This window comes from aff. Roholtiella sp. LEGE 12411, assembly GCF_015206995.1.
Classification (GTDB): Bacteria; Cyanobacteriota; Cyanobacteriia; order Cyanobacteriales; family Nostocaceae; genus Komarekiella.
In genome coordinates this window covers 26,022-45,799 of the sequence record NZ_JADEXR010000039.1, presented here as the reverse complement: position 1 = coordinate 45,799, position 19,778 = coordinate 26,022, and the positions used below count along the sequence as shown (strand labels likewise).

The following is a 19,778-nucleotide window of genomic DNA, read 5'->3' as shown; positions in this document are numbered from 1 at the left end:
CCATCCCCCATCCCCCATCCCCAAATACTATTAATTAAGAGGTAATTTATGGCACAAATTATTGCAATTCATTCATTCCGTGGTGGCACTGGCAAATCAAACTTGATTGCCAATATAGCAGCTAACATAGCACTTCAAGGGCAACGTGTGGGTATTATCGATACTGACATTCAATCCCCAGGAATTCACGTTATTTTTGGTCTGAAAGAGGACAAAATGGAACGCACCCTCAATGATTATTTGTGGGGGCGATGTGATATTAAAGATGCTGCCTACGACGTTACTAATACTTTAATTGCAGAACAAGGAAATATAGGTAAAGTCAAAGGCAGTCTATATCTAGTACCTTCTAGTATTAAAGCTGGTGAAATCGCCAGAATTCTCCGTGAGGGTTATGATGTAGTCCGACTCAATGATGGCTTTCAAGAACTTATCCGCAGTCTAAAACTGGATTATTTATTAATTGATACACACCCAGGGCTAAATGAAGAAACCTTACTTTCCATTGGTATTTCTAATGTTTTAGTGATTCTCTTACGTCCAGATAATCAAGACTTTCAAGGTACTGCGGTGACAGTGGATGTAGCTCGCAAGCTGAGAGTGCCAAAAATGCTATTAGTAATTAATAAGGTGCTACCAAGCTTGAATTTGGCAGATTTGCAACAACAGGTAGAGAAAATTTACAACGTACCAGTAGCCGGAATTTTACCTCTTTCAGAAGAAATGATGCAGCTAGCAAGCATTGGTCTTTTCTCTCTACGTTATTCTGAGCATCCCATCAGTCAGACAATCACAAAGATTACTGATGAGATTGCTGGTTTAGTTATTAGTCATTAGGGATGGGGCATGGGGCATTGGGTTTAGTAGTGAATGGCACTAAGAAAAGATACAGCCCTTGCTCTGACTGGTTCCCAGCCTGGAGGCTGGGAACCCATTCTGGGAGGCTCCGCCTCCACTAGCTTGACAAGAGGCAGAGCCTCTTTAAACACATTCCCAGCCCCCAGGCTGGGAACGAGACGACACAAGCCTTTGGGCTTTTCTTAGTGCCATTCGGTTTAGTAGTCTCTCTCACTCCCTCATCCTCTTTATCTTCCTTATCTTTTTCATCTTCGTTACTCTCTAATCGTCTATGATTGCTTCCCAATCATTTCGTACTGATATCCTTGCCTCTTTCCAAGCTACTCCTGCACAGATAGAGGAACTATTGGCGTACAACCAAAATATATTTAATCACAACAGATTAACTGCTCCTGTCAACTTTCCTCTTACCCCTGAGCCTCATGTAACCACTTGGGAAGAATACGCTCTTGCAGCAAAAGTTGTCGGAGCATTTGAGGTACTTAAACAACGCTTGGTTCAGTTCCGATTTCCCATCCTAGAGGGTATCAGTCAGACACAAGCGTATCAGGCTGCCACTCGTAGGGGTGTAACCGTGGATGGCATGATCGAAGCAACTGGTTTGATTTTGCAACAACCTGAAAAACTTCAATTAATACTACATCAAAGTTTAGCTGGAACTATCCCGGTGTTATTGACTGGAAACCGAGAAGACTTTGTTTTTCTGGTACAAGCTCTAACAATGCGAAATGAACCCCAGTTAGTCCCGGACTCTATGGGAGCTTGTATAGTTAGCGGGTTTAATAACTGGGATAGAGTTCACCAGTATCGCCAATTATGGGCAGATGAAAATCCTACTAATTCCTCAGATAGTAGTTGGCTGGCAGAATTTAGGCGGCTAATACCACAAAAACAACTTTATCAGGATAAATTCATTATTTTGAGTGATGGTTTCTATAGCAATTCTTCAGCTAATGAAATGGGACTTGACGAATCTCAATGGCAACAACTATCTGTGACAATTCGCCTGGAACATGAATGCACTCACTATTTTACACGTCGCTTGTTTGACTCCATGCAAAACAATATATTTGACGAGTTAATTGCCGACTACAGGGGGATTGTAGCTGCTATTGGGTATTATCGTGCCGACTGGTTCTTGCGTTTTTTAGGGTTAGAATCATTTCCCAATTATCGAGAAGGAGGTAGACTACAAAATTACCGAGGTCAACCGCCACTTTCCGATGGTGCTTTTGGAGTTTTACAAGCATTGGTGAAAGTAGCTTCGGAAAATTTGCAGAATTTTCAGACTAAATATGCAGGTAATTTAGCAGATACTAATATTCAACTTTTGATGTTAATGGCATTGACTCATTTAACATTGGAAGAATTAGCCTCTCAAGAGGCGCACTTTCGTATTCAACAAACTTTAGACAGATTGCAGCATCAATAATCAGAAATTCCCAATATTAAATAACAAGGTATTACTGATGACAGAAGTTTTACTTAAAGAATTAACTAACAGTGATATTGATTGGATGATTGCTACTGGTCATCAAATAGAAATAGCTGCTGGTACTTTACTCATCCAACCAGGGAAAGTTGCTGATGCTTTACATATTTTACTAGAGGGGATATTAACAGTTAGTATTCATCAACCAGATATTAATCCTCTCACTCGTGCTTTTTCAGCCATCGAAGGAGATGAAATCTTAGACCGTGAGATTGCGATTTTATCTAGTGGCGAGGTGGTGGGAGAAATTCCCTTCGTCAGTAATCGTCCAACAATTACGACTGTGAAAGCTGCCGAAAAGTCTTTAGTAATGTCAATTCCTCAACAGCAATTGGCGGATAAATTGCAGCAAGATATTGGTTTTGCTTCGCGCTTTTATCGAGCGATCGCCATTATGTTAGCAGATAGAGTCCAAACTACTGTCAATCAACTGGGATATAGCAATCTAGTACAAGGCCAACCTCTCAGAGATGTGCTGTTTATGTTTGGAGAACTGCACGATAGTGACATCGATTGGATAATTGCTTATGGAAAATCGCAAAAAATTCCCGCCGATACTACACTCATCCGCGAACAAGGGCCAGTAGATGCGCTGTACATTCTCCTAGATGGTGGTATGTCTGTGTCTGTGTGTTTGAATGAGCGCAATCCTTTAACTCGTGCTTTTGCAGCCATTGAGGGAAGTGAAATCGCTGGTAGAGAACTAGCCAGATTATCCAAAGGTGAAATTATGGGAGAAACAGCCTTCATTGATGGCCGCTTACCTTCTATGACAGTTAAGGCGATGGAAGATTCAGTTATCTTGGCGATTTCCCGACAGGAATTAGCGGCCAAATTACAGCAAGATGTGGGTTTTTCCTCTCGTTTTTATCGGGTGATTGCGATTTTACTTTCCCAGAGATTACAAGGTATGCTCACTCGCCTGGGTTATGGTAGACGGGTTTATAGTCAAGGTTTACCGTTGAATAACAATGTGGAATATGAGGATGAGTTAAATGATAGCGTTTTAGATCGTGTGGCGATCGCCGGGAAAAGATTTGATTGGATGCTGGAGAGGTTAAAAGTAAGTTGAATCGCTGGTTATGGAGCAATACACTTGGGTTAGAGCCGAAAACCTTTTATGTTTTAAACGAACCGCTCCAGACGCAGCGAAAAGTTAAAGCGCTGGCTACCCTGCAAAAATGCCTAAGTAACCCAGCACGAATAAGTTACCTTTTTTAGTAGCTGAACCCCCTGGGGATTGTTGAGAGGTTTGCGCTAAAAAGTACTCACTCCAAACCTAAATGTAGTTTGAGAGCAGCATCTACTAATTGCATCAACTCTTCACTTAAACTATTTACTACCTCTGACACAATTCTTTGCTTAGAAATTGTTCGCACCTGCTGCGCCTGTACTTTGGAAGCTAATGGTAAACCACTATCCTCTAGATTAAGTAAAACCTCGAACGGATAAACACGGCTGACATTTGATGTAAGCGGTAAAATTGTTACTGTGCTAGCAGCACGATTATTTGCATCATTACTGACTATCAGCACTGGGCGGCGTTTATCCATTTCTGAACCTACAGCCGGACTAAGATTTGCGTAATAAATATCACCACGCTTCATCAGTTAATCCGTCTGTAATCGTTACATCCCAATCATTGTCAATTTCGGCAGATGCCTCTCTGTAAGCTGACTCTAGTTCCTGTTTTCGCAACAATTGCAATGCCATTTCAATAACTTGGGAGCGAGATTTACAGTCATGAGCTACTTTGTAACCTTCAACAAATTGCACCAGGGATGCTGGTAAGGAAATTGATAGTTTTTCAACTTGCATAGTCTTACCAAATAGTAGCAATAATCTTCTTACTTAATCATAATCTATGAATTTTAACTAAAAAAAATCATAGTCTTAGCTAAAAATTGTGCATTGTATTCAAAAGGGACTTGATAAGCCTGGCACTTTTATGATGCGATTTGGCTAGATAATTTGTCAGTAATTGGCTTATTCATAAGTATTACTATCGATTTTGCTCCTTATTAGATTAGATAGTGAATTCATGGTAAAAAATAAAAAAATCAGAGTCTTAGCTAAAAATAATGCATTACATCTAAATTTTAAAGACGTTATTCTTGTAGTTAAGAGCACAAAAAATATAGTATTCATTGTTGGTTATCAACAATGAATTAACCAGAGAAAGAACATCAAAATATTCATTTCTTGTGCTTGTAATCCTTGTTTTCAAATCAGTTAGGAGAAATTATGTCTACGCCAAACGAAAACCAAAATCCTAAACAGGCTAGTGACTATCTCGAAATCAATGAAAGTGGAGAATTAGTGGTTACAGATCCTCAATTAGCAGATTTACTTCAAGAGTTAAGTCCTGAAGAACTTGAGCGGATTGCTGGTGGTAAGAATAGAAGGTGTAATAGTACTAATCAGAATTGCCAGGGTTAGCGCGTCTCAAACCCTATTGAAAGTTGGATTTTAGCAGAATTGCTGAGTTGTGCGATGGGAATCTTACTTGAATCTTCCTTAGTATATTCAGAAGAAAAGTTTTGTATGTCAAGCTTTTAGGCAGATTAGTTGTTCAAAAATCAAATAGGATTCCTATATCTATAGGAATCAGGTGTGATTTCTGAAAAAAGTTAAGTATTTTTAGTGGCATGACCAGGCTAAAATGTTGCATTATGCTTTTTTTGTGGAACAGGCATCTTGCCTATTCTGAGCGGGCTAGAAGCCCACTCCACAATGATTATATTTATGCACTAAATTGGTTTGGTCAGTCCACTTTCTGTTGTTCAAAAATCAAATAGTAATCCTATAGTATTATTTGCTTGAAAGCTAGTCCAGCATCGCTAAAGTTCCAAATAATAACTCAAGTTGCTATAAAGAATACTTTCTGGAGTGGAGAGGTTTTTATTATGACTGTAACAGTTTTGCACGAAGCTAATGCTATTGATACTGATCGTCTCAGGCGTGCGCGATTAATATCCGACAAGTTGCTAGAATTAATCATCTTACCAACAGAGCAGTGTAACTTTCGTTGTATCTACTGCTATGAAGATTTTTCAATAGGGCGGATGCAGCCAGAGACGATAGCAGGTATTAAAGCTATCCTTGATAAACGATGCCCAAATTTAAGTTATTTAAATCTATCTTGGTTTGGTGGAGAGCCACTTGTTGCCAAAAATATTGTATTAGATATTTCTGAATATGCCCTGTCTCTGGCATCCAAGTATGCCCATCTCCATTATTCAGGTAGCATGACCACAAATGGTTACTTATTGGATCTCAATACAGCTTCTGCGTTAGCCAATGTGGGAGTGACACAATATCAAATTTCTCTTGATGGCCCTAGAGAAGTTCATGATCAAAGTCGTATTCGTGCCGATGGAAAAAGTACATTTGAACGTATTTGGACTAATTTATTGGCAATTCGAGATAGTTCATTACCAATTGATATAAACCTACGTTTGCATTTCACTGTAGAGACATTCCAACTAATTGACCCACTGTTAGAGGATATAAAAAAAGAATTTTTGCCTGATTCCAGGTTTTCTGTTTACTTCAAATCTATTGAGCATCTCGGTAGTCCTAATGATGCTGCAATCAGAATTTTTTCAGAGACTGAAAAAGAGGCAGCTATCAAAACTCTCGAAGCAAAGTTGTTTGGTAAGAATTTGCAAGCACCAGAGAATGTTAGCGTTCCAGACGACTATGTTTGTTATGCCTCACGCCCCAACTCTTTAGTAATTCGTGCCAACGGTTCTGTTGGGAAATGCACAGTAGCCCTTTCGGATGAACGCAACAATATTGGCACTTTACGGCCAGATGGTCGGCTTGATCTCATACCAGGTCGTTTTGCTCCTTGGGTTCGTGGAATTCAAACCCTTGATCCTGATGTGTTAGGTTGTCCTCTCGTTTCTCTGCCAACAAGTGATGAAATAGCGACTAATTTGCAAACAAAAGCACTTGCTCTCTAGCCAAGAATAGCAGTCATGGTCAGGATTTATGCAACTGGCACACATACCTTCTGTTAAAGAGTCAAGAGTCAATAATCAAAGTTTTTTGGACTCTTGACAACTTTTACGAAAAAAATCTGACCCTTGTCTAAGTCCTATGCCATTTAGCGCACCATAAAATTTATAAGTAATAAGCAAAAACTAAAAAAATGTGAGTTTAAATCTAAAATGCTAATTGACTTCAAAAAAAACTGAAGAGGTGGAAAATGTACACCGTCAATATTTTACAAGATTCAACAGCAGCTAACTATGAAAGGTTTACCTTTCCTGCTTTCCGGTATGTGTTGCAAAATATAGAAATAGAAAAATCTGTTATTGCGATCGCAGCTTCTGATCTAGATAAACCACTTGGTTTAGTTCTAGCTGGAATTCATCAAGATGATCAATTGGCGCAGGTTCACTCCATATTTGTTGAAGCAACACATCGTAGTGCTGGAATTGGAACAGCTTTACTTACCCGTTTAGAAACAGAAGTAGGTAAAAGAGGGTGTACAAAAATTGAGATGATATACACTACTAGCAAGCCTACAACACCTGCTTTAGAGCGTCTGCTCTACAAATGCAACTGGACAACTCCGAAAACCCGAATGCTGCTGTGCAAAGGTAGTGTACAGACAGTTCTGGAAGCAACTTGGATACACAAATACAGCCGCCTTCCTTCTGCGTATAACATATTTCCTTGGGTGGAAATTACCGCTCAAGAACGACAAACTATCCAAAAGCAACAAGAGACTCAAGCGTGGATTCCTGAAGACTTGATTCCCTTTCAATACGAAAATAATTTAGAACCTTTAAACAGTTTGGGTTTGCGTTACCAAGGACAGGTAGTAGGATGGGTGATTAACCATCGCCTTACTTCAGATACTATCAGGTATACCTGTAGTTTTGTCAGGAAGGATTTGCAGAAAATGGGGCGGATCATTTCTCTATACGCTGAAGCTGCTAAACGTCAATACGAGGCTAATATTCTTAATGGTATTTGGACTGTGCCAATCGAACATGAATCGATGGTGAATTTTGTTAAAAAACGCTGGTTTCCTTATTTAAATTCTGTTGATGAAACCAGAGGTACTGGTAAATTATTGAACTAAATTTAAAAACAAGATGTTATGTCTAACAATAACTGAGTTATACAGTAAACATCTTTAGACGACGCTCGATGGTTATCGACAAGGTTGTGCAAAATCTAGCTAATAGTGTGTCAATAAATAATTGACGAATAGATTTGCTGTAGAGACTGCGATTTATCGCGTCTCTCCAACCATCAAAATAATTTTTACATACTACTGACAGTACAGCACGGCATAATTGTCAAGGTCTATCGTTGGCTAAAGATTATGAGGATGAGTTGCATGATAGCGTTTGATATGGTATTGCGATCGCAGGTAAAAGATTTGATTGGATGCTGGAGAGGTTAAAAGTAAGTTAAATTGCTGGTTATGGAGCAATACACTTGGGTTAGAGCCGAAAACCTTTTATGTTTTAAACGAACCGCTTCAGATTCAGCAAAAAGTTAAAGCGCCGGCTACCCTGCAAAAATGCCTAAAGGCGATCGCTTCTAGCACCTCATTAGGAACGTAAAATAACAGAAGAGCGTTACAAAAATATAGTATCAGCTTTGAAGTATGATTCAAGTATTGAAGGAAACAGCATTATGTTTCAACCTTTAGTAGAACGGATAAAATTTGAAGAATTCATCGAATGTCAACCAGAAAATGGTCGATATGAATTACATAAAGGAATCATACTCGAAATGCAGCCGACGGGGGAACATGAGTTAGTCAGAGCATTTTTGATTAGAGAACTCAATTTTGAGATTCGTAGATTTAATTTAGCTTATTCGATTCCTAATCAAGCATTAGTCAAATCAGTTGATCAGAAATCTGGTTATATTCCAGATGTATTAGTATTGAATCTTCCTAACTTGGTCAATGAACAATTTTGGAAAAAATCATCAACAGTTACTCAAGCAAAATCAATTCCATTAGCAATAGAGGTTGTCAGTACAAATTGGCGGGATGATTATTTCCTGAAATTTGCTGAATACGAGGAAATTGGGATTCCCGAATATTGGATTGTTGACTATGCTGCTTTTGGCGGAAAGCGGTTTATTGGAAATCCTAAACAGCCTGTAATCTCAGTTTATATTTTAGTTGAGGGTGAGTATCAAATCACTCAGTTTCGGGGAAATGACCGCATTCAATCACTCACTTTTCCAGAACTAAATTTAACTGCTGAACAAGTTTTTCACGCTGCTTTAGGAGAGTATTAAAAGTAGGTTGAATCGCTGGTTATGGCAGCCCACTACTTGATATAACTGGCAATATTGGTACTTGCTAGACTCCTAGCTGATTGACATAAGCTGGCAGTGGCAATAGTTTATTTAATAGCACCTTGTCAGCCGTCCAGAACTGTGCTTGTTCGCCCTCAGCACAAGCTAAAAATGCAGCATCATAGAGTGTTGGTAGTTGATATTGCTCTGCAATTTCCCAAGCTCTGACTCTGAGTAACTGCTCATTAATGTAATCTATGGGTAGATTGCAAAAATCTTGATAACAGCCTTCTGCTTCTTCTATTGTCAGTAAACCCATCCTGACTTTTTTACGTAATACTGAGCCTACTTCTGCCCAAGCAAAGCTGGGAATAACTAAACGTGTATGTCCCACAACTGCTTCCAGCACCAGATTATCTGCTAATGGTTCATTTTCATCAGGCACAAGATAGGCAATAAGAACGCTTGTATCCAGGCATAGGACTTTATTCACTTCGCATATCCCCTTCTCTGAGGCTATGGATGAGAACATTCACGTCTGGGTGTACGCCAGTTCTAGCCTTGATCTTGGCACGTCTGGCTACGATGCTCTGATGAGTAGCAATAGCCTGTCGTCGTTTAACCTCTCGTTCTACTGCTTCAACTACTAGCTCATTGAATGACTCTGAGCCATCTTTAAGATGTTTTGCTTTGTTTAATAAAGGAATAGGAAACCGGATTGTGACTGCTTCACGTTCCATTTTCATTTATAGCATTCATATTGTGATATCTAATTATATAACCATTTATTGGTTAACATATAAGGTCGATTAATTTTAACTAAAAAAATTATAGTCTTACCTAAAAATTGTGCATTGTGTTCAATGGCAGTTTGACCGTGCGATCGCTTTTAATTTTTCATAGACTACAAGTAATTCTCTGTTAGGTGAGAGTGCGGAATATGACGATGAGTTAAATGATGGTGTGGCGATCGCTGTGTAAACTTGTTGTCCAATCTGCCAAAACTCTGGGAGAAATGTATTTACACCGCTCCTTGATTAAGGTATCAGCGAAAATCAATGAGTGCAGTTGCGTCAAGAATTGTTCCGTTAAGCGACTGCATAAACCTCATTTTCTTGACGACGCACCCGCAGTTTTTCAACAGTTAAATTGAGAAGTTCTGCCGCTTTCATCTCGGAAATCTTGCCAAATTTTAAGGACTGCCAAATTAGAAATTCATAACGTTCATTTTCTAGATAATCCTCTGCAATCAGTGCTGGTGGTAATTCCATAAAATTTTGCAAAGATGCACCATCATGTTGCTTTTTATAAATTGCACATATTTTGGCTTTCTCTTTAGCAAAATCAATGATTCCCATTTCTGCTAAACGATTCAAAATGACTAGGTAACTCACTCGAAAATGCCGTTTCAGTTTGACAATATCTTTGGTAAGTGTGTAGATCCGCTCAAATTCAGCTTGGGGAACAAGTAGGTGACTGGCAAAGTAATCAGCCACTTTTTCTCGTGCTTTTTCTTCAGATGAAATTCCTTCTTCAATTAGAGTGTCTTGATACTCTACACGGTGAAAGATTAGATGTGCAATTTCATGTGCAAGGGTAAACAATTGACGTTCAATGGTGATGTTATGGGTATTTACCAAGACAAAAGCACCTTCAACATCACTACAAGCACTCAAACCAAAGAAATCTTTAATGGGAATGGAGGAGCGTAAAACTTTTAAACCGATTTCTTCTACAGACTGAAACAGGTTGGCAATGGGAGCATCTCCCAAGCCCAGGCGATGACGAAACAAAGCAGCTATTGTCTGAATGTGCTTTTCATTGCCTTCTATTTGATGGCAAGGTGTACTTTCTGGCGTGTAGCTTGGTAAGCCAATGGCTTGTTCTAGAGCGTTATAAGTTTGCAGCATTCGTAGCACGTGGGCTGCAAACTGGGCATTTTTGAGGCAGTGCGTTGCTTTAGTTCCCAAAGTTGTAGCAACTGCCGTGTCCAATGTTACATGAGCGCGGAACCGGAAGTTGGGTAGTCCTTCACCTTGTGAGCGTAGCAAGTCATCGAGTGTAATGCCCAAAACATTCGCCAGAGCAGAGAGGATTTTGCTGTCTGGTAAAGTTTTGGCGTTCTCGTAGTTATTGATGCTCTGGCGAGTTACGCCAGTAGTTGCAGCAAGTTGCTCTTGAGACAAGCCTAGACTTTTGCGGTAGCGAATCAGGTTGCCAGCGATGATCTCTTTCATAGTGGATGTGCTGTTATTCGCTGGAGGACTAAATTTTGTCAAAGTAGCTGTATCTATATTTTCTAATTTTAATATAAAATGTCAAAGCTGTTTTACGTCATGTCTTTTGTAAAACTTGATAAAAAATCTAAAAAAAAGTTGGGGGTGTCATCAAAAAAGGGCAAGTACTCGCAACTATTGACCAAGCTGAACTCCGCAAGCAACCACAACAGCAACAAGCGAAACTCACGCAACTAGAGTCACAACACCAAGCGGTGGGTTCACTACAAGGACAAAGACTAGAACAAGAAAAGCGATCGCCATTATGCGGCAAAGTTACACCAAGAGATAGGATTTGTATCTCGTTTTTTATGGTGCGATCGCTGATTTACTAGGAGATGATGATGGAAGTTGTTTGGAGTAGTGGATTTAATGGCACTAAGAAAAGATACAGCCCTTGCTCTGACTGGTTCCCAGCCTGGGGGCTGGGAAACCATTCTGGGAGGCTCCGCCTCCACTAGCTTGACAAGAGGCAGAGCCTCTTTAAACACATTCCCAGCCCCCAGGCTGGGAACGAGACGACACAAGCCTTTGGGCTTTTCTTAGTGCCATTCAGTAGTGGATTTAAGAGGTCTTTTAGGAAGATCACCCCTCCTATTTCTAGTCATCTGATTTGAGAGGAGGAATTTGTTCGGCGGTTAATGTAACAACTTGACCATCTTGCCAAATACTAATAGATTCTCCTAAACGGCGGTGTCTTTCGATAGCTTTAGCAATAGCAAGTTTAACCCCTGCATCGATTTGGCTAGATAATTTCTCAGGAATTGGCTTATTCATAACTATTACTATTGATTTTGCTCCTAGGACTTATATATTGATAAAATTGCAAAATCATGCTATCGACAATAATTTTAATTAGACAATTCATATTTTGATATCTAATTACATAACCGTTTTTTTGTGAAGAGAAAAAGTCGATGAGTTTTAACTAAAAAAATCATAGTCTTACCTAAAAATTGTGCATTGTGTTCAAAAGAGGTTTTCCAGCAAACTACTTATAGTAACTAAGTTTTGCATCGCGCTTTTATTGAGCGATCGCAATTATGCTTTCTCATAGACTATGGGGAATGCTGCTGAGTTAGCTTGGTTATGGTAGGCAGATTTATAGTCAAAATTAGGTTTTTCTTAATTAATGCAGATAACGATTTGAGTTTCTTGACTCTAGTAAAACTGAGTTTAGCCAACAGATAAGGAGTAAATAATGTCAAATCCAAATGAAAACCCCGAAAATGAAAATCAACAAGTTAATGATGCTATTTCCATTAATGAAAACGGAGAAGTAGTAATTAAAGATCCAAAACTAGCAGAGGTACTCCTGGAGTTAAGCCCGGAAGAACTTGATGCAATAGCTGGAGGGAACGGCAATTGTGGTAACTGTAATTGTGGAAGGCTAGCTGAAGATACGCTAGAATAATTTATTTTTTCCAAAATAAAGTTGAATAGTGATTGCTAATCTTAGTCATAATAAAGTTTTGGCTCAGTAGCTATCATACTCTGTAGAACTAGCCCTTTAAAGGGAAGGAAAAATTCTGAAAAACTCTGCTTATTTCTGAGCTTTTAACTTCACCTTAGTACCTTTGTTATGTTTCTGGTTAAAAGTCAATTTTTTACCAGTAAGACACGAGTATACTAATTAAAAAGGCTAGTTCTACTCTCTTGACAAATTTGAGAATATTTTTCACTTAATAGAACTTTCACTAATTTTTCAGTCGAACTTTGATATTAGAACCTATCTGTTGTGAATTTTAGCTATATTTTTTGCCTTAAAATAACACATGAATTCTTACTGATAAATTTTGGAGATTGATTCCATGATTGTAACAATTGCTAACCAGACAAAAAATTACAACGATAATATTCGCCGTGCAAGAATAGTAACAAATAAGTACTTCCAGCTTATGATTTTGCCAACAGAGCGATGTAATTTACGCTGTACTTACTGCTACGAAGATTTTTTAGCAGGACGTATGAATAAAGAGACAATTATCGGCATTAAAGCATTACTTGATAAACGTAGTCCTTCTTTAGATGTTTTGCAGATTTCATGGTTTGGTGGTGAACCTCTAACTGCTAAAGATATTGTTTTGGAAATTTCTGAATATGCTAGTACACTAGTTAGTAAGTATCCTAAATTGCATTATAAAGGAGATATAACTACAAATGGATACTTGCTAGATTATAATGTTGCTGCGGACTTAGCAGATGTTGGGGTTAAACATTATCAAATTTCCCTTGATGGTCCCCGTGATGTTCATAACAAAAGCCGAATTCGTGCAAATGGTAGCGACACATATGACCGAATTTGGAATAATTTGCTAGCAATTCGTGATAGTTCCTTACCAGTATCGGTTATGTTGCGTATCCACTTTACCGCCGATACTCTTAAACTTATTGATCCGCTTCTTGAGGATATAAAAAAAGAATTTATTCATGATTCAAGGTTTTCTGTTTTATTCAAGGCGATTGAACGTCTAGGTGGACTGAACGATGAATCAATAAAAATATTATCTGACATAGAGAAAATAGAGGCAATTAAATTACTAAAAATAAAATTATGTGGCGAAAGTATTGAATCATCATCAAGTTTATCTCAGGTGGATGATGTCTGTTATGCTTCAAAGCCCAATTCTTTAGTAATTCGCTCGAATGGTGATGTAGCAAAGTGTACAGTTGCTCTTAACGATGAACGTAATAAAATCGCTACTCTACACTCAGATGGAACACTCAAGTTAATACCAGGTCGTCTTGCTCCTTGGGTACGTGGTATAGAAACCCTTGACCCTGCTGCACTAGCATGTCCCCTTGTTGGTCTACCGCCAATTAAGGAAGCTACTTCTAAAACCCAAGAAATAGCATTGTAATGCTTTGTTTCCTAGCAGTTGGTTCATTGCAAGGGCAAAGAAAGACTAGAACAAGAAAAGCGATCGCCATTATGCGGCAAAGTTACACCAAGATATAGGATTTTTATCTCGTTTTTTATGGTGCGATCGCTATTTTAATTTCTCATATACTACAACGAATTATCTGTTGGTTGAGAGGGCGAAATATGACGATGAATTGAATGATAGCGTTTTAGATGGTGTGGCGATCGCAGGGTAAAAGATTAGATATTGAGGCGGTTAAGTGTGAGTTAAATCGCTGGTTATAATGTTTTACGCAATGGCGAATTCAGTTAATGCCCTTTTACTAGGGTGATGAAAGCCTAAAATCATATCGGTTTTGGGGATACCTGCTGTCAACAGGTCATCAACAATCCCCAAGTCAGTATTGTCTTCTTCCACCCAGATTTTACCATTTTGAATCTGGATATATAAAATAATGTGCTGCACTCGTTTTTTACCATCCCAACCGCACCGCAACCACAGATATTGGTCACGTTGTTCGTCTAAAATCAGGCGATCAGCTATGCTGGGCGGAACGCGATCGCTAGTTGTAGTGTCTGTGGTATTAGTGGGTTGAGAATTGGTCAAGTTATAGTATTTTTTAATAGTTTCTTGGACAGTATGGCGATAGTGAGTTAGTGTATCCATTGCACGATTTGCTCCTGTTGCATATCTACGATAATTAATTGCAGATTATTGTGATTGACAATGAGTTGAACTGATGGACGTTGAAAAAAGTTTAAATAAACAATGTCGTCAATTGCTAGGTACAAATTATATTCAGGTTCGCTGGCTTGGATGAGGTTGCGATAGACGATGTACTGTCCGAGGGCGTTGTGGAAGTCGTACATCTGAGATTTACCAACGAAGCTTTTAATTTCTACAACAATTTTATCCCCCTGGCGTTCTGCGGCGATTGGTTTTTCTGCGGCTAAATCAGCATACAGTTGAGCGTCTTCATATTTAATTATGTAAGGGTCAGCAATTATCAGCCACCCGTCTTTAATCAGAGCATTTTTTACAGCATCGTGATAGAGGTCTTTGGCGGGCACGGGGTTGTATTCTTAATATAAGGTTTTAGATAGTGGAGCGATCGCTATTTTAATTTCTCATAGACTACAAGGAATTCTCTGTTGGCTGAGAGAGCGGAATATGACGGTGAGTTAAATGATAGCGTTTTAGATGGGGTGGCGATCGCTATTAAAGAGATTTGATTGCATGTTAGAATTTGCGTCTCTTCGCCTTTGCATAAGGTAAAAAACATAGGCGATCGCCTCACCGCCCTTTATGGACTATAGGAGAATAGAGAAGAGAACAAATCTCGCTCTTAGTATTAATAATTGTTGAGGGAAAAATCATGCAATCCCCTGTAAACTTTCTCACTATTGAAGAATACCTCCAATTAGAAAATAAGAGTGAGATTCGCCATGAATACCTCAGTGGTCAAATTTTCGCAATGTCCGGTGGTAGTAAGGAACACAATTTGATAGCTGGGAATATTTACTCACGCTTACGTTCTCATTTGCGGGGTGGTTCCTGTAGCGCCTTCATGGCTGACATGAAAGTGAGGATAGAACTAGCTAATCAAGCCAAGAATATATTTTACTATCCTGATGTCATTGTCACCTGCAACCCCCAAGACCAAGACCGCTTTTTATTAAATTATCCTTGCTTAATTGTAGAGGTACTATCACCCAGTACAGAAACAACAGACAGACGAGAAAAACTTGTTAATTACCGAACTTTAGAAACTTTACAGGAATATGTATTAGTTTCCCAAGATGAAATCAAAGTAGAAGTTTATCATCAAGATAATCAAGAAAATTGGTCAATGCAAACTTTAGGTAAGGGGGATTATCTAGAACTAAATTCCGTAGGGTTAACCCTCACAATGTCAGATATTTATGAAGATGTACTAACAGCATAAGATGAAAAATAATGCAATCAGCTTTACACATCACGACCAAAATTTTACCAGCAAACAAAATAGAAATTGAAATTCCTGAAGCTAAATATGGCTCAAAAAATCCCCTTTTTATTTCTTACCTCTGTGTTCTCTGCGCCTCTGCGGTTAGATAAATTACTTTGAACCGCCCCAGACACGGAGAGCGCTGAGAAAAAACAATCTTATTTTACGAATCACCTTGAAAGGGCTAGTCACTCTACTTTCTCATAGACTGCTCAAGCAAGCAACTAAAAATTTGTGAGTCTAACACAAAAATAGTGCAGTGTAGTTGGCGCTGGTTTAGCCTAATGTATTAGGTATTAATCGGATAAAATTATATGTCTCTTAAAAGCGCCAGAGATTTCTCTTAGCAAGTAACTACAGATCAAGCTGTCCGATTGAAGAATGTGGAACTTTATTACCAACAGCAAGATATTCTTTCACTCAAGAATAATCGGAAGCTACTACTGCTGAGATTTTAGAAACAATTTCTATATAAGAGGAACTCAACGACGCTGAATTAGAAGCGATCGCTGACGGTAAGTGGCGCATTTTTGTATCTTTCGAGTTGTAGTAAAATATTTGATGGAAATTGATAACATGATAGCAACTCAATCTCAAAAAGCAGTAACAGAAGCTGATGTCAAGGAAATTGTTAACAAAGCCACGTTTATATTTGAACGACTCAGCGATAACCATATAAGTCATACACATCCAGTCAATGAACAGGAAGTAGACAAACGTTTGTCCGATTGGTGTAAAGTTATTGCACAGGGCGATTGGGAAAAATTTCAGCAGCGTCTAGAGTGGGATGATTTAACTCTTCAAAAGGTGCGTCAGATACTCGGAACAGAACCAAATTTGGATGAAGAATCTTTACCAAAATGGGCAAGTACTTTAACTGAAATTATCCAAACTGCATCATCATTTAACTGCGAAAATATATCACCAAGTCCGATTGATGTAGCAAATCCTTATCCTTTTGAAGATATACTACTCCCTCTGGTTTCTGTAGCGCGACAGAAATTACTCAAACTTCTGGGTTTATCCTCAATATCTGCTGAAAATTTATTATTATACCAACTCAGTGAATCAGCCTATCTCAATTTAGAGAAAGCTTTACTGGATAGACTGTTTAATATTACTGCGAAAACTTTAGAGTTTGAATTTTCTCATTCTCGTCCTTTGGGACAAAACTTACTAAACTTAGTCATAAAAAAGAAAACAGGCACATCTAGCAAATCCCAATACAATGCTTTTGTAGATAAGCTCTTGTCTGATGGATTACTAGAATTTTTCCAAAAATATCCTGTATTAGCTAGATTTATAACCACAATTATTGATTTCTGGGTAGAAGCGTCTGGAGAATTCATAGAGAGATTAAATAATGATTTATTAAAAATTAATCATGTGTTTTCGGATATACAATCTCTAGAAACACAAGCTATTTCAAGTAATCAACTAGGCAACGTAGTAGAAATTGAATTTAATTTATCTGATCCACATAATCAAAACCGCTCAGTTATTGCTCTAATTTTTGAATTTGGTTTCAAGCTAATATACAAACCAAAAAGTTTAGGATTTGAAGTAAAGTTTTGTGATTTTTTAGAATGGTGTAATCAACAATTCACCTTTGCAAGAGAACAGGGTATTGACAATCCTCACTTACCCTTTAAAGTCCTGAAAATCTTGAATCGAGAAAGCTACGGGTGGGTGGAATATGCTGAACATTTGCCCTGCGAGGATGAGGCAGCAGCACAGCGTTTTTATATACGGGCAGGGATGTTGTTATGTCTGCTATATGTTTTGGGAGGAAATGATTGTCACCATGAAAATTTAATTGCCTGTGGCGAACATTTGGTGCTGATTGATATGGAAACTGTCATGCACCACGAAGCAAAATTGATGGCAAATATTACAGACGAAACAGCTGCTTCAGTGGCAACAAATCAACTCTTTGATTCAGTCCTTCGCACAGGGCTACTGCCGATGTGGGAATTTGCTAACGATAATTCTGTTGCCTACGATCTTAGTGGGCTGGGCAGTGTTGATATTCAACCTATACCAGTACCGATGCCAGTGTGGAGATTTATCAACACCGATGATATGCACAAAGGATACGAGAAAAGTAACAGACCTCTTGCAGCAAATATACCTATTTTGGACGGGGTAACTTTGTCGCCCAATAACTACATTGATGAGTTAGTCATGGGGTTTGAGCAAATGTATCGCTTCCTCATCAGACAAAGAGAAGCGCTACTAACAAGCGATAATCCTCTAGCTGCATTTGGTTCCCAGCAGGTGCGATTCATCTTCCGCACCACAAAAATTTATGGTATGGTTCTTGAAAAGGCTACGACTCCAGAATGTCTGCAAAACGGGCTTTCCTGGAGCATAAAAATAGACATTTTAAGTAAGTATTTTCTAAGGACAGATGAAAAGCCATTAGCTTGGGCAATTTTGTCAGCAGAATTAAGGGCAATGGGGCAGTTAGATATTCCCTACTTTAGCGCTCCTATTAGTGGTGATGCTCTCCCTATTGGGCAAGGGCAAGTTATACCTGAGTATTTTCAGGATTCCTGCTTGTGTCAAGTTCAGGCTAGGCTGCAAAAGTTAGATGACGCAGACTTGGCACAACAAGTGGGGATTATCCAGTTAGCATTTTATGCCAGAGAGGCGCGGACTCTGCAAACTGCTCTGGGTAACTCGGAATTGGAGGAATTGGGAGACTATCCAGCTTCCTTGTTGACATCTGAACAGTTGCTACAACAAGCACAGAATATAGCCAGCGAAATTCAGAAACAAGCTATCAGTGGCGCTGATGGCAGCCTGAGTTGGATTAGTTTAACTTATATTCTCAGCGCCGAGCGGTTTCAACTTCAACCTTTAGGTAATACTTTTTATGATGGCAATTGCGGTATTGCTTTATTTTTAGCAGCTTTAGCTCATCTCACAGGCAACAGTCACTTCCGCGATTTAAGCTTGAGAGCCATACAATCGTTACAAACATCGTTACAAACATCTGATGCCGTGACTGCCCAAAAGTTTGCTTTAGATATTGGCATTGGTGGCGCTACAGGACTAGGTTCTATCATTTATTGTCTGGTGAAAATCAGCCAATTCTTGAAGTTACCGCAGCTGTGTGAAGATGCGGAGCGAGTTGCTAGCCTGATGACATCCACAACGATCGCATCTGATCGCAAGTTTGACATTATAGGGGGAGCAGCAGGAGCAATTTTAGGACTATTAGCACTGTATCAAAAAACAGAAAATACAGCAGTTTTGCAGCGATCAGTGGATTGCGGTCAGCACTTGCTAAAGTATTGTCACGAAGCCTATACCCTAAAAACTACAACTTCTAAACCTTTGACTGGTTACTCTCATGGTGCGGCTGGTATCGCCTATTCACTGTTGCGACTTTATGCAGTGACGCAGAATAATGCTTATTTAGATGCAGCTCGTGATGCGATCGCCTATGAAAACAAATTTTTCTACCCTACCTCTGGTAACTGGCGCGAAATCACTCCCATTTATAACCCTGGCTCACCACCTGTTTTTTGGACAACTTGGTGTCATGGCTCCCCTGGTATCGCTTTAGGACGATTGGGTAGTTTGCCAATTTATCAGACAGAAGAAATTCTCAAAGACATAGAAGTAGCATTGCAGACTACTGTCAATAATGGTTGGCAAAATATAGACCAACTCTGCTGCGGTAATTTGGGGCGTGTGGAAGTCATGTTGGTAGCGGCACAAAAGCTTAATAATCCCCAATGGTATCAACCTGCTCAAGAACTAGCAGCTATGACAGTGCAACGGGCGGTGCAAACAGGAGGTTATGAACTATTTGATAATTTGCCTAAATCTGTGTTTAGACCGTGTTTCTTCCAAGGTACTGCTGGTATTGGCTACCAGATGCTACGGTTAGCCTACCCAGAAACCATGCCTTCCATGCTGCTTTGGGAATAAAATAGCAGTTTTCAATTGAGTAAAATAACCGTGAATTTTATTCGCAAGGTTATTATTTGTTTGTTTAACTTAGAGTAAGA

24 protein-coding genes are annotated in these 19,778 nt (G+C 39.0%); 14 read left to right on the top strand and 10 right to left on the bottom strand.

Translation table 11 applies throughout. From position 1 onward, the window contains the following. Positions 1 to 48 precede the first annotated feature (48 nt). The 4 genes from IQ246_RS11595 to IQ246_RS11580 all read left to right on the top strand — a co-directional run bounded on the left by IQ246_RS11595 (position 49) and on the right by IQ246_RS11580 (position 3,422). Positions 49 to 837, top strand: coding sequence for a MinD/ParA family protein (locus IQ246_RS11595; protein WP_194003096.1), 789 nt, complete (start codon positions 49 to 51; stop codon positions 835 to 837). A gap of 33 nt (positions 838 to 870) precedes the next feature. Continuing rightward, positions 871 to 1,044, top strand: coding sequence for a hypothetical protein (locus IQ246_RS11590; RefSeq protein ID WP_194003094.1), 174 nt, complete (start codon positions 871 to 873; stop codon positions 1,042 to 1,044). A gap of 85 nt (positions 1,045 to 1,129) precedes the next feature. Further along, positions 1,130 to 2,290 (top strand): hypothetical protein, encoded by a 1,161-nt coding sequence (locus tag IQ246_RS11585; RefSeq protein WP_194003092.1) that lies wholly within the window; start codon positions 1,130 to 1,132, stop codon positions 2,288 to 2,290. A 37-nt stretch (positions 2,291 to 2,327) separates the two neighbouring features. Then, positions 2,328 to 3,422 (top strand): cyclic nucleotide-binding domain-containing protein, encoded by a 1,095-nt coding sequence (locus tag IQ246_RS11580; protein WP_194003090.1) that lies wholly within the window; start codon positions 2,328 to 2,330, stop codon positions 3,420 to 3,422. Positions 3,423 to 3,618: 196 nt separating this feature from the next. Here IQ246_RS11580 and IQ246_RS11575 read toward each other — a convergent pair whose 3' ends face one another. Beyond that, a complete protein-coding gene (locus tag IQ246_RS11575) occupies positions 3,619 to 3,957 on the bottom strand; it encodes a type II toxin-antitoxin system PemK/MazF family toxin (protein WP_194003088.1) in 339 nt (112 codons plus the stop codon). Beyond that, entirely contained in the window at positions 3,944 to 4,168 is a 225-nt protein-coding gene (locus IQ246_RS11570; RefSeq protein ID WP_194003086.1) for a CopG family transcriptional regulator, read from the bottom strand. The genes IQ246_RS11575 and IQ246_RS11570 overlap by 14 nt, the downstream gene beginning before the upstream one ends. A 426-nt stretch (positions 4,169 to 4,594) precedes the next feature. On the opposite strand from IQ246_RS11570, the gene IQ246_RS11565 reads away from it, so the two are divergent. From IQ246_RS11565 to IQ246_RS11545, 5 genes are all read left to right on the top strand, one after another. Then, entirely contained in the window at positions 4,595 to 4,789 is a 195-nt protein-coding gene (locus IQ246_RS11565) for a type A2 lantipeptide (RefSeq protein WP_194003084.1), read from the top strand. Positions 4,790 to 5,256: 467 nt separating this feature from the next. Further along, positions 5,257 to 6,318 (top strand): radical SAM protein, encoded by a 1,062-nt coding sequence (locus IQ246_RS11560; protein WP_194003082.1) that lies wholly within the window; start codon positions 5,257 to 5,259, stop codon positions 6,316 to 6,318. Positions 6,319 to 6,563: 245 nt separating this feature from the next. Beyond that, on the top strand, positions 6,564 to 7,448 hold the full coding sequence (locus IQ246_RS11555; RefSeq protein WP_194003080.1) for a GNAT family N-acetyltransferase: 885 nt from the start codon (positions 6,564 to 6,566) through the stop codon (positions 7,446 to 7,448). A 307-nt stretch (positions 7,449 to 7,755) separates the two neighbouring features. Beyond that, the gene (locus IQ246_RS11550; protein ID WP_194003078.1) at positions 7,756 to 7,938 is read left to right on the top strand and encodes a hypothetical protein; all 183 of its coding nucleotides are present in this window, start codon (positions 7,756 to 7,758) and stop codon (positions 7,936 to 7,938) included. 73 nt (positions 7,939 to 8,011) lie between these two features. Beyond that, on the top strand, positions 8,012 to 8,629 hold the full coding sequence (locus IQ246_RS11545; RefSeq protein WP_194003076.1) for a Uma2 family endonuclease: 618 nt from the start codon (positions 8,012 to 8,014) through the stop codon (positions 8,627 to 8,629). Positions 8,630 to 8,693: 64 nt separating this feature from the next. Here the strand turns inward: IQ246_RS11545 and IQ246_RS11540 are convergent, their stop codons facing one another. The 4 genes from IQ246_RS11540 to IQ246_RS11530 all read right to left on the bottom strand — a co-directional run bounded on the left by IQ246_RS11540 (position 8,694) and on the right by IQ246_RS11530 (position 10,866). Then, positions 8,694 to 9,122, bottom strand: coding sequence for a type II toxin-antitoxin system VapC family toxin (locus IQ246_RS11540; protein WP_194003074.1), 429 nt, complete (start codon positions 9,120 to 9,122; stop codon positions 8,694 to 8,696). Continuing rightward, the gene (locus IQ246_RS11535; protein WP_244142000.1) at positions 9,115 to 9,375 is read right to left on the bottom strand and encodes a YlcI/YnfO family protein; all 261 of its coding nucleotides are present in this window, start codon (positions 9,373 to 9,375) and stop codon (positions 9,115 to 9,117) included. The genes IQ246_RS11540 and IQ246_RS11535 overlap by 8 nt, the downstream gene beginning before the upstream one ends. A gap of 205 nt (positions 9,376 to 9,580) precedes the next feature. Continuing rightward, complete coding sequence (locus IQ246_RS30840) at positions 9,581 to 9,706, bottom strand: hypothetical protein (protein WP_255515526.1); 126 nt, start codon at positions 9,704 to 9,706, stop codon at positions 9,581 to 9,583. Between the two features lie 11 nt (positions 9,707 to 9,717). Next, the gene (locus IQ246_RS11530) at positions 9,718 to 10,866 is read right to left on the bottom strand and encodes an ImmA/IrrE family metallo-endopeptidase (protein WP_194003072.1); all 1,149 of its coding nucleotides are present in this window, start codon (positions 10,864 to 10,866) and stop codon (positions 9,718 to 9,720) included. Between the two features lie 149 nt (positions 10,867 to 11,015). On the opposite strand from IQ246_RS11530, the gene IQ246_RS30330 reads away from it, so the two are divergent. Next, positions 11,016 to 11,240 carry a biotin/lipoyl-binding protein gene (locus tag IQ246_RS30330; protein ID WP_339379260.1) on the top strand — a complete coding sequence of 75 codons (225 nt, stop codon included), beginning with the start codon at positions 11,016 to 11,018 and terminating at the stop codon, positions 11,238 to 11,240. On the opposite strand, the gene IQ246_RS11520 is transcribed toward IQ246_RS30330, so the two are convergent. Together IQ246_RS11520 and IQ246_RS11515 are read right to left on the bottom strand one after the other, a co-directional pair. Continuing rightward, a complete protein-coding gene (locus IQ246_RS11520) occupies positions 11,169 to 11,342 on the bottom strand; it encodes a hypothetical protein (protein ID WP_194003070.1) in 174 nt (57 codons plus the stop codon). The two genes, IQ246_RS30330 and IQ246_RS11520, sit on opposite strands and share 72 nt — an antisense overlap. Before the next feature lie 163 nt (positions 11,343 to 11,505). Beyond that, a complete protein-coding gene (locus tag IQ246_RS11515) occupies positions 11,506 to 11,682 on the bottom strand; it encodes a hypothetical protein (RefSeq protein ID WP_194003068.1) in 177 nt (58 codons plus the stop codon). 424 nt (positions 11,683 to 12,106) lie between these two features. On the opposite strand from IQ246_RS11515, the gene IQ246_RS11510 reads away from it, so the two are divergent. Beyond that, positions 12,107 to 12,319 (top strand): type A2 lantipeptide, encoded by a 213-nt coding sequence (locus IQ246_RS11510; RefSeq protein WP_194003066.1) that lies wholly within the window; start codon positions 12,107 to 12,109, stop codon positions 12,317 to 12,319. A gap of 397 nt (positions 12,320 to 12,716) precedes the next feature. Next, positions 12,717 to 13,766 (top strand): radical SAM protein, encoded by a 1,050-nt coding sequence (locus IQ246_RS11505; RefSeq protein WP_194003064.1) that lies wholly within the window; start codon positions 12,717 to 12,719, stop codon positions 13,764 to 13,766. A gap of 291 nt (positions 13,767 to 14,057) precedes the next feature. On the opposite strand, the gene IQ246_RS11500 is transcribed toward IQ246_RS11505, so the two are convergent. Next, the gene (locus IQ246_RS11500; protein ID WP_194003062.1) at positions 14,058 to 14,435 is read right to left on the bottom strand and encodes a XisI protein; all 378 of its coding nucleotides are present in this window, start codon (positions 14,433 to 14,435) and stop codon (positions 14,058 to 14,060) included. Then, the gene (locus IQ246_RS11495; RefSeq protein ID WP_194003060.1) at positions 14,423 to 14,839 is read right to left on the bottom strand and encodes a XisH family protein; all 417 of its coding nucleotides are present in this window, start codon (positions 14,837 to 14,839) and stop codon (positions 14,423 to 14,425) included. The genes IQ246_RS11500 and IQ246_RS11495 overlap by 13 nt, the downstream gene beginning before the upstream one ends. Before the next feature lie 305 nt (positions 14,840 to 15,144). Between IQ246_RS11495 and IQ246_RS11490 the strand changes: the two genes are divergently transcribed. Together IQ246_RS11490 and IQ246_RS11485 are read left to right on the top strand one after the other, a co-directional pair. Next, entirely contained in the window at positions 15,145 to 15,714 is a 570-nt protein-coding gene (locus tag IQ246_RS11490) for a Uma2 family endonuclease (protein WP_194003058.1), read from the top strand. A gap of 618 nt (positions 15,715 to 16,332) precedes the next feature. Then, on the top strand, positions 16,333 to 19,698 hold the full coding sequence (locus tag IQ246_RS11485; RefSeq protein ID WP_244141999.1) for a type 2 lanthipeptide synthetase LanM family protein: 3,366 nt from the start codon (positions 16,333 to 16,335) through the stop codon (positions 19,696 to 19,698). The last annotated feature ends 80 nt before the right edge of the window (positions 19,699 to 19,778 follow it).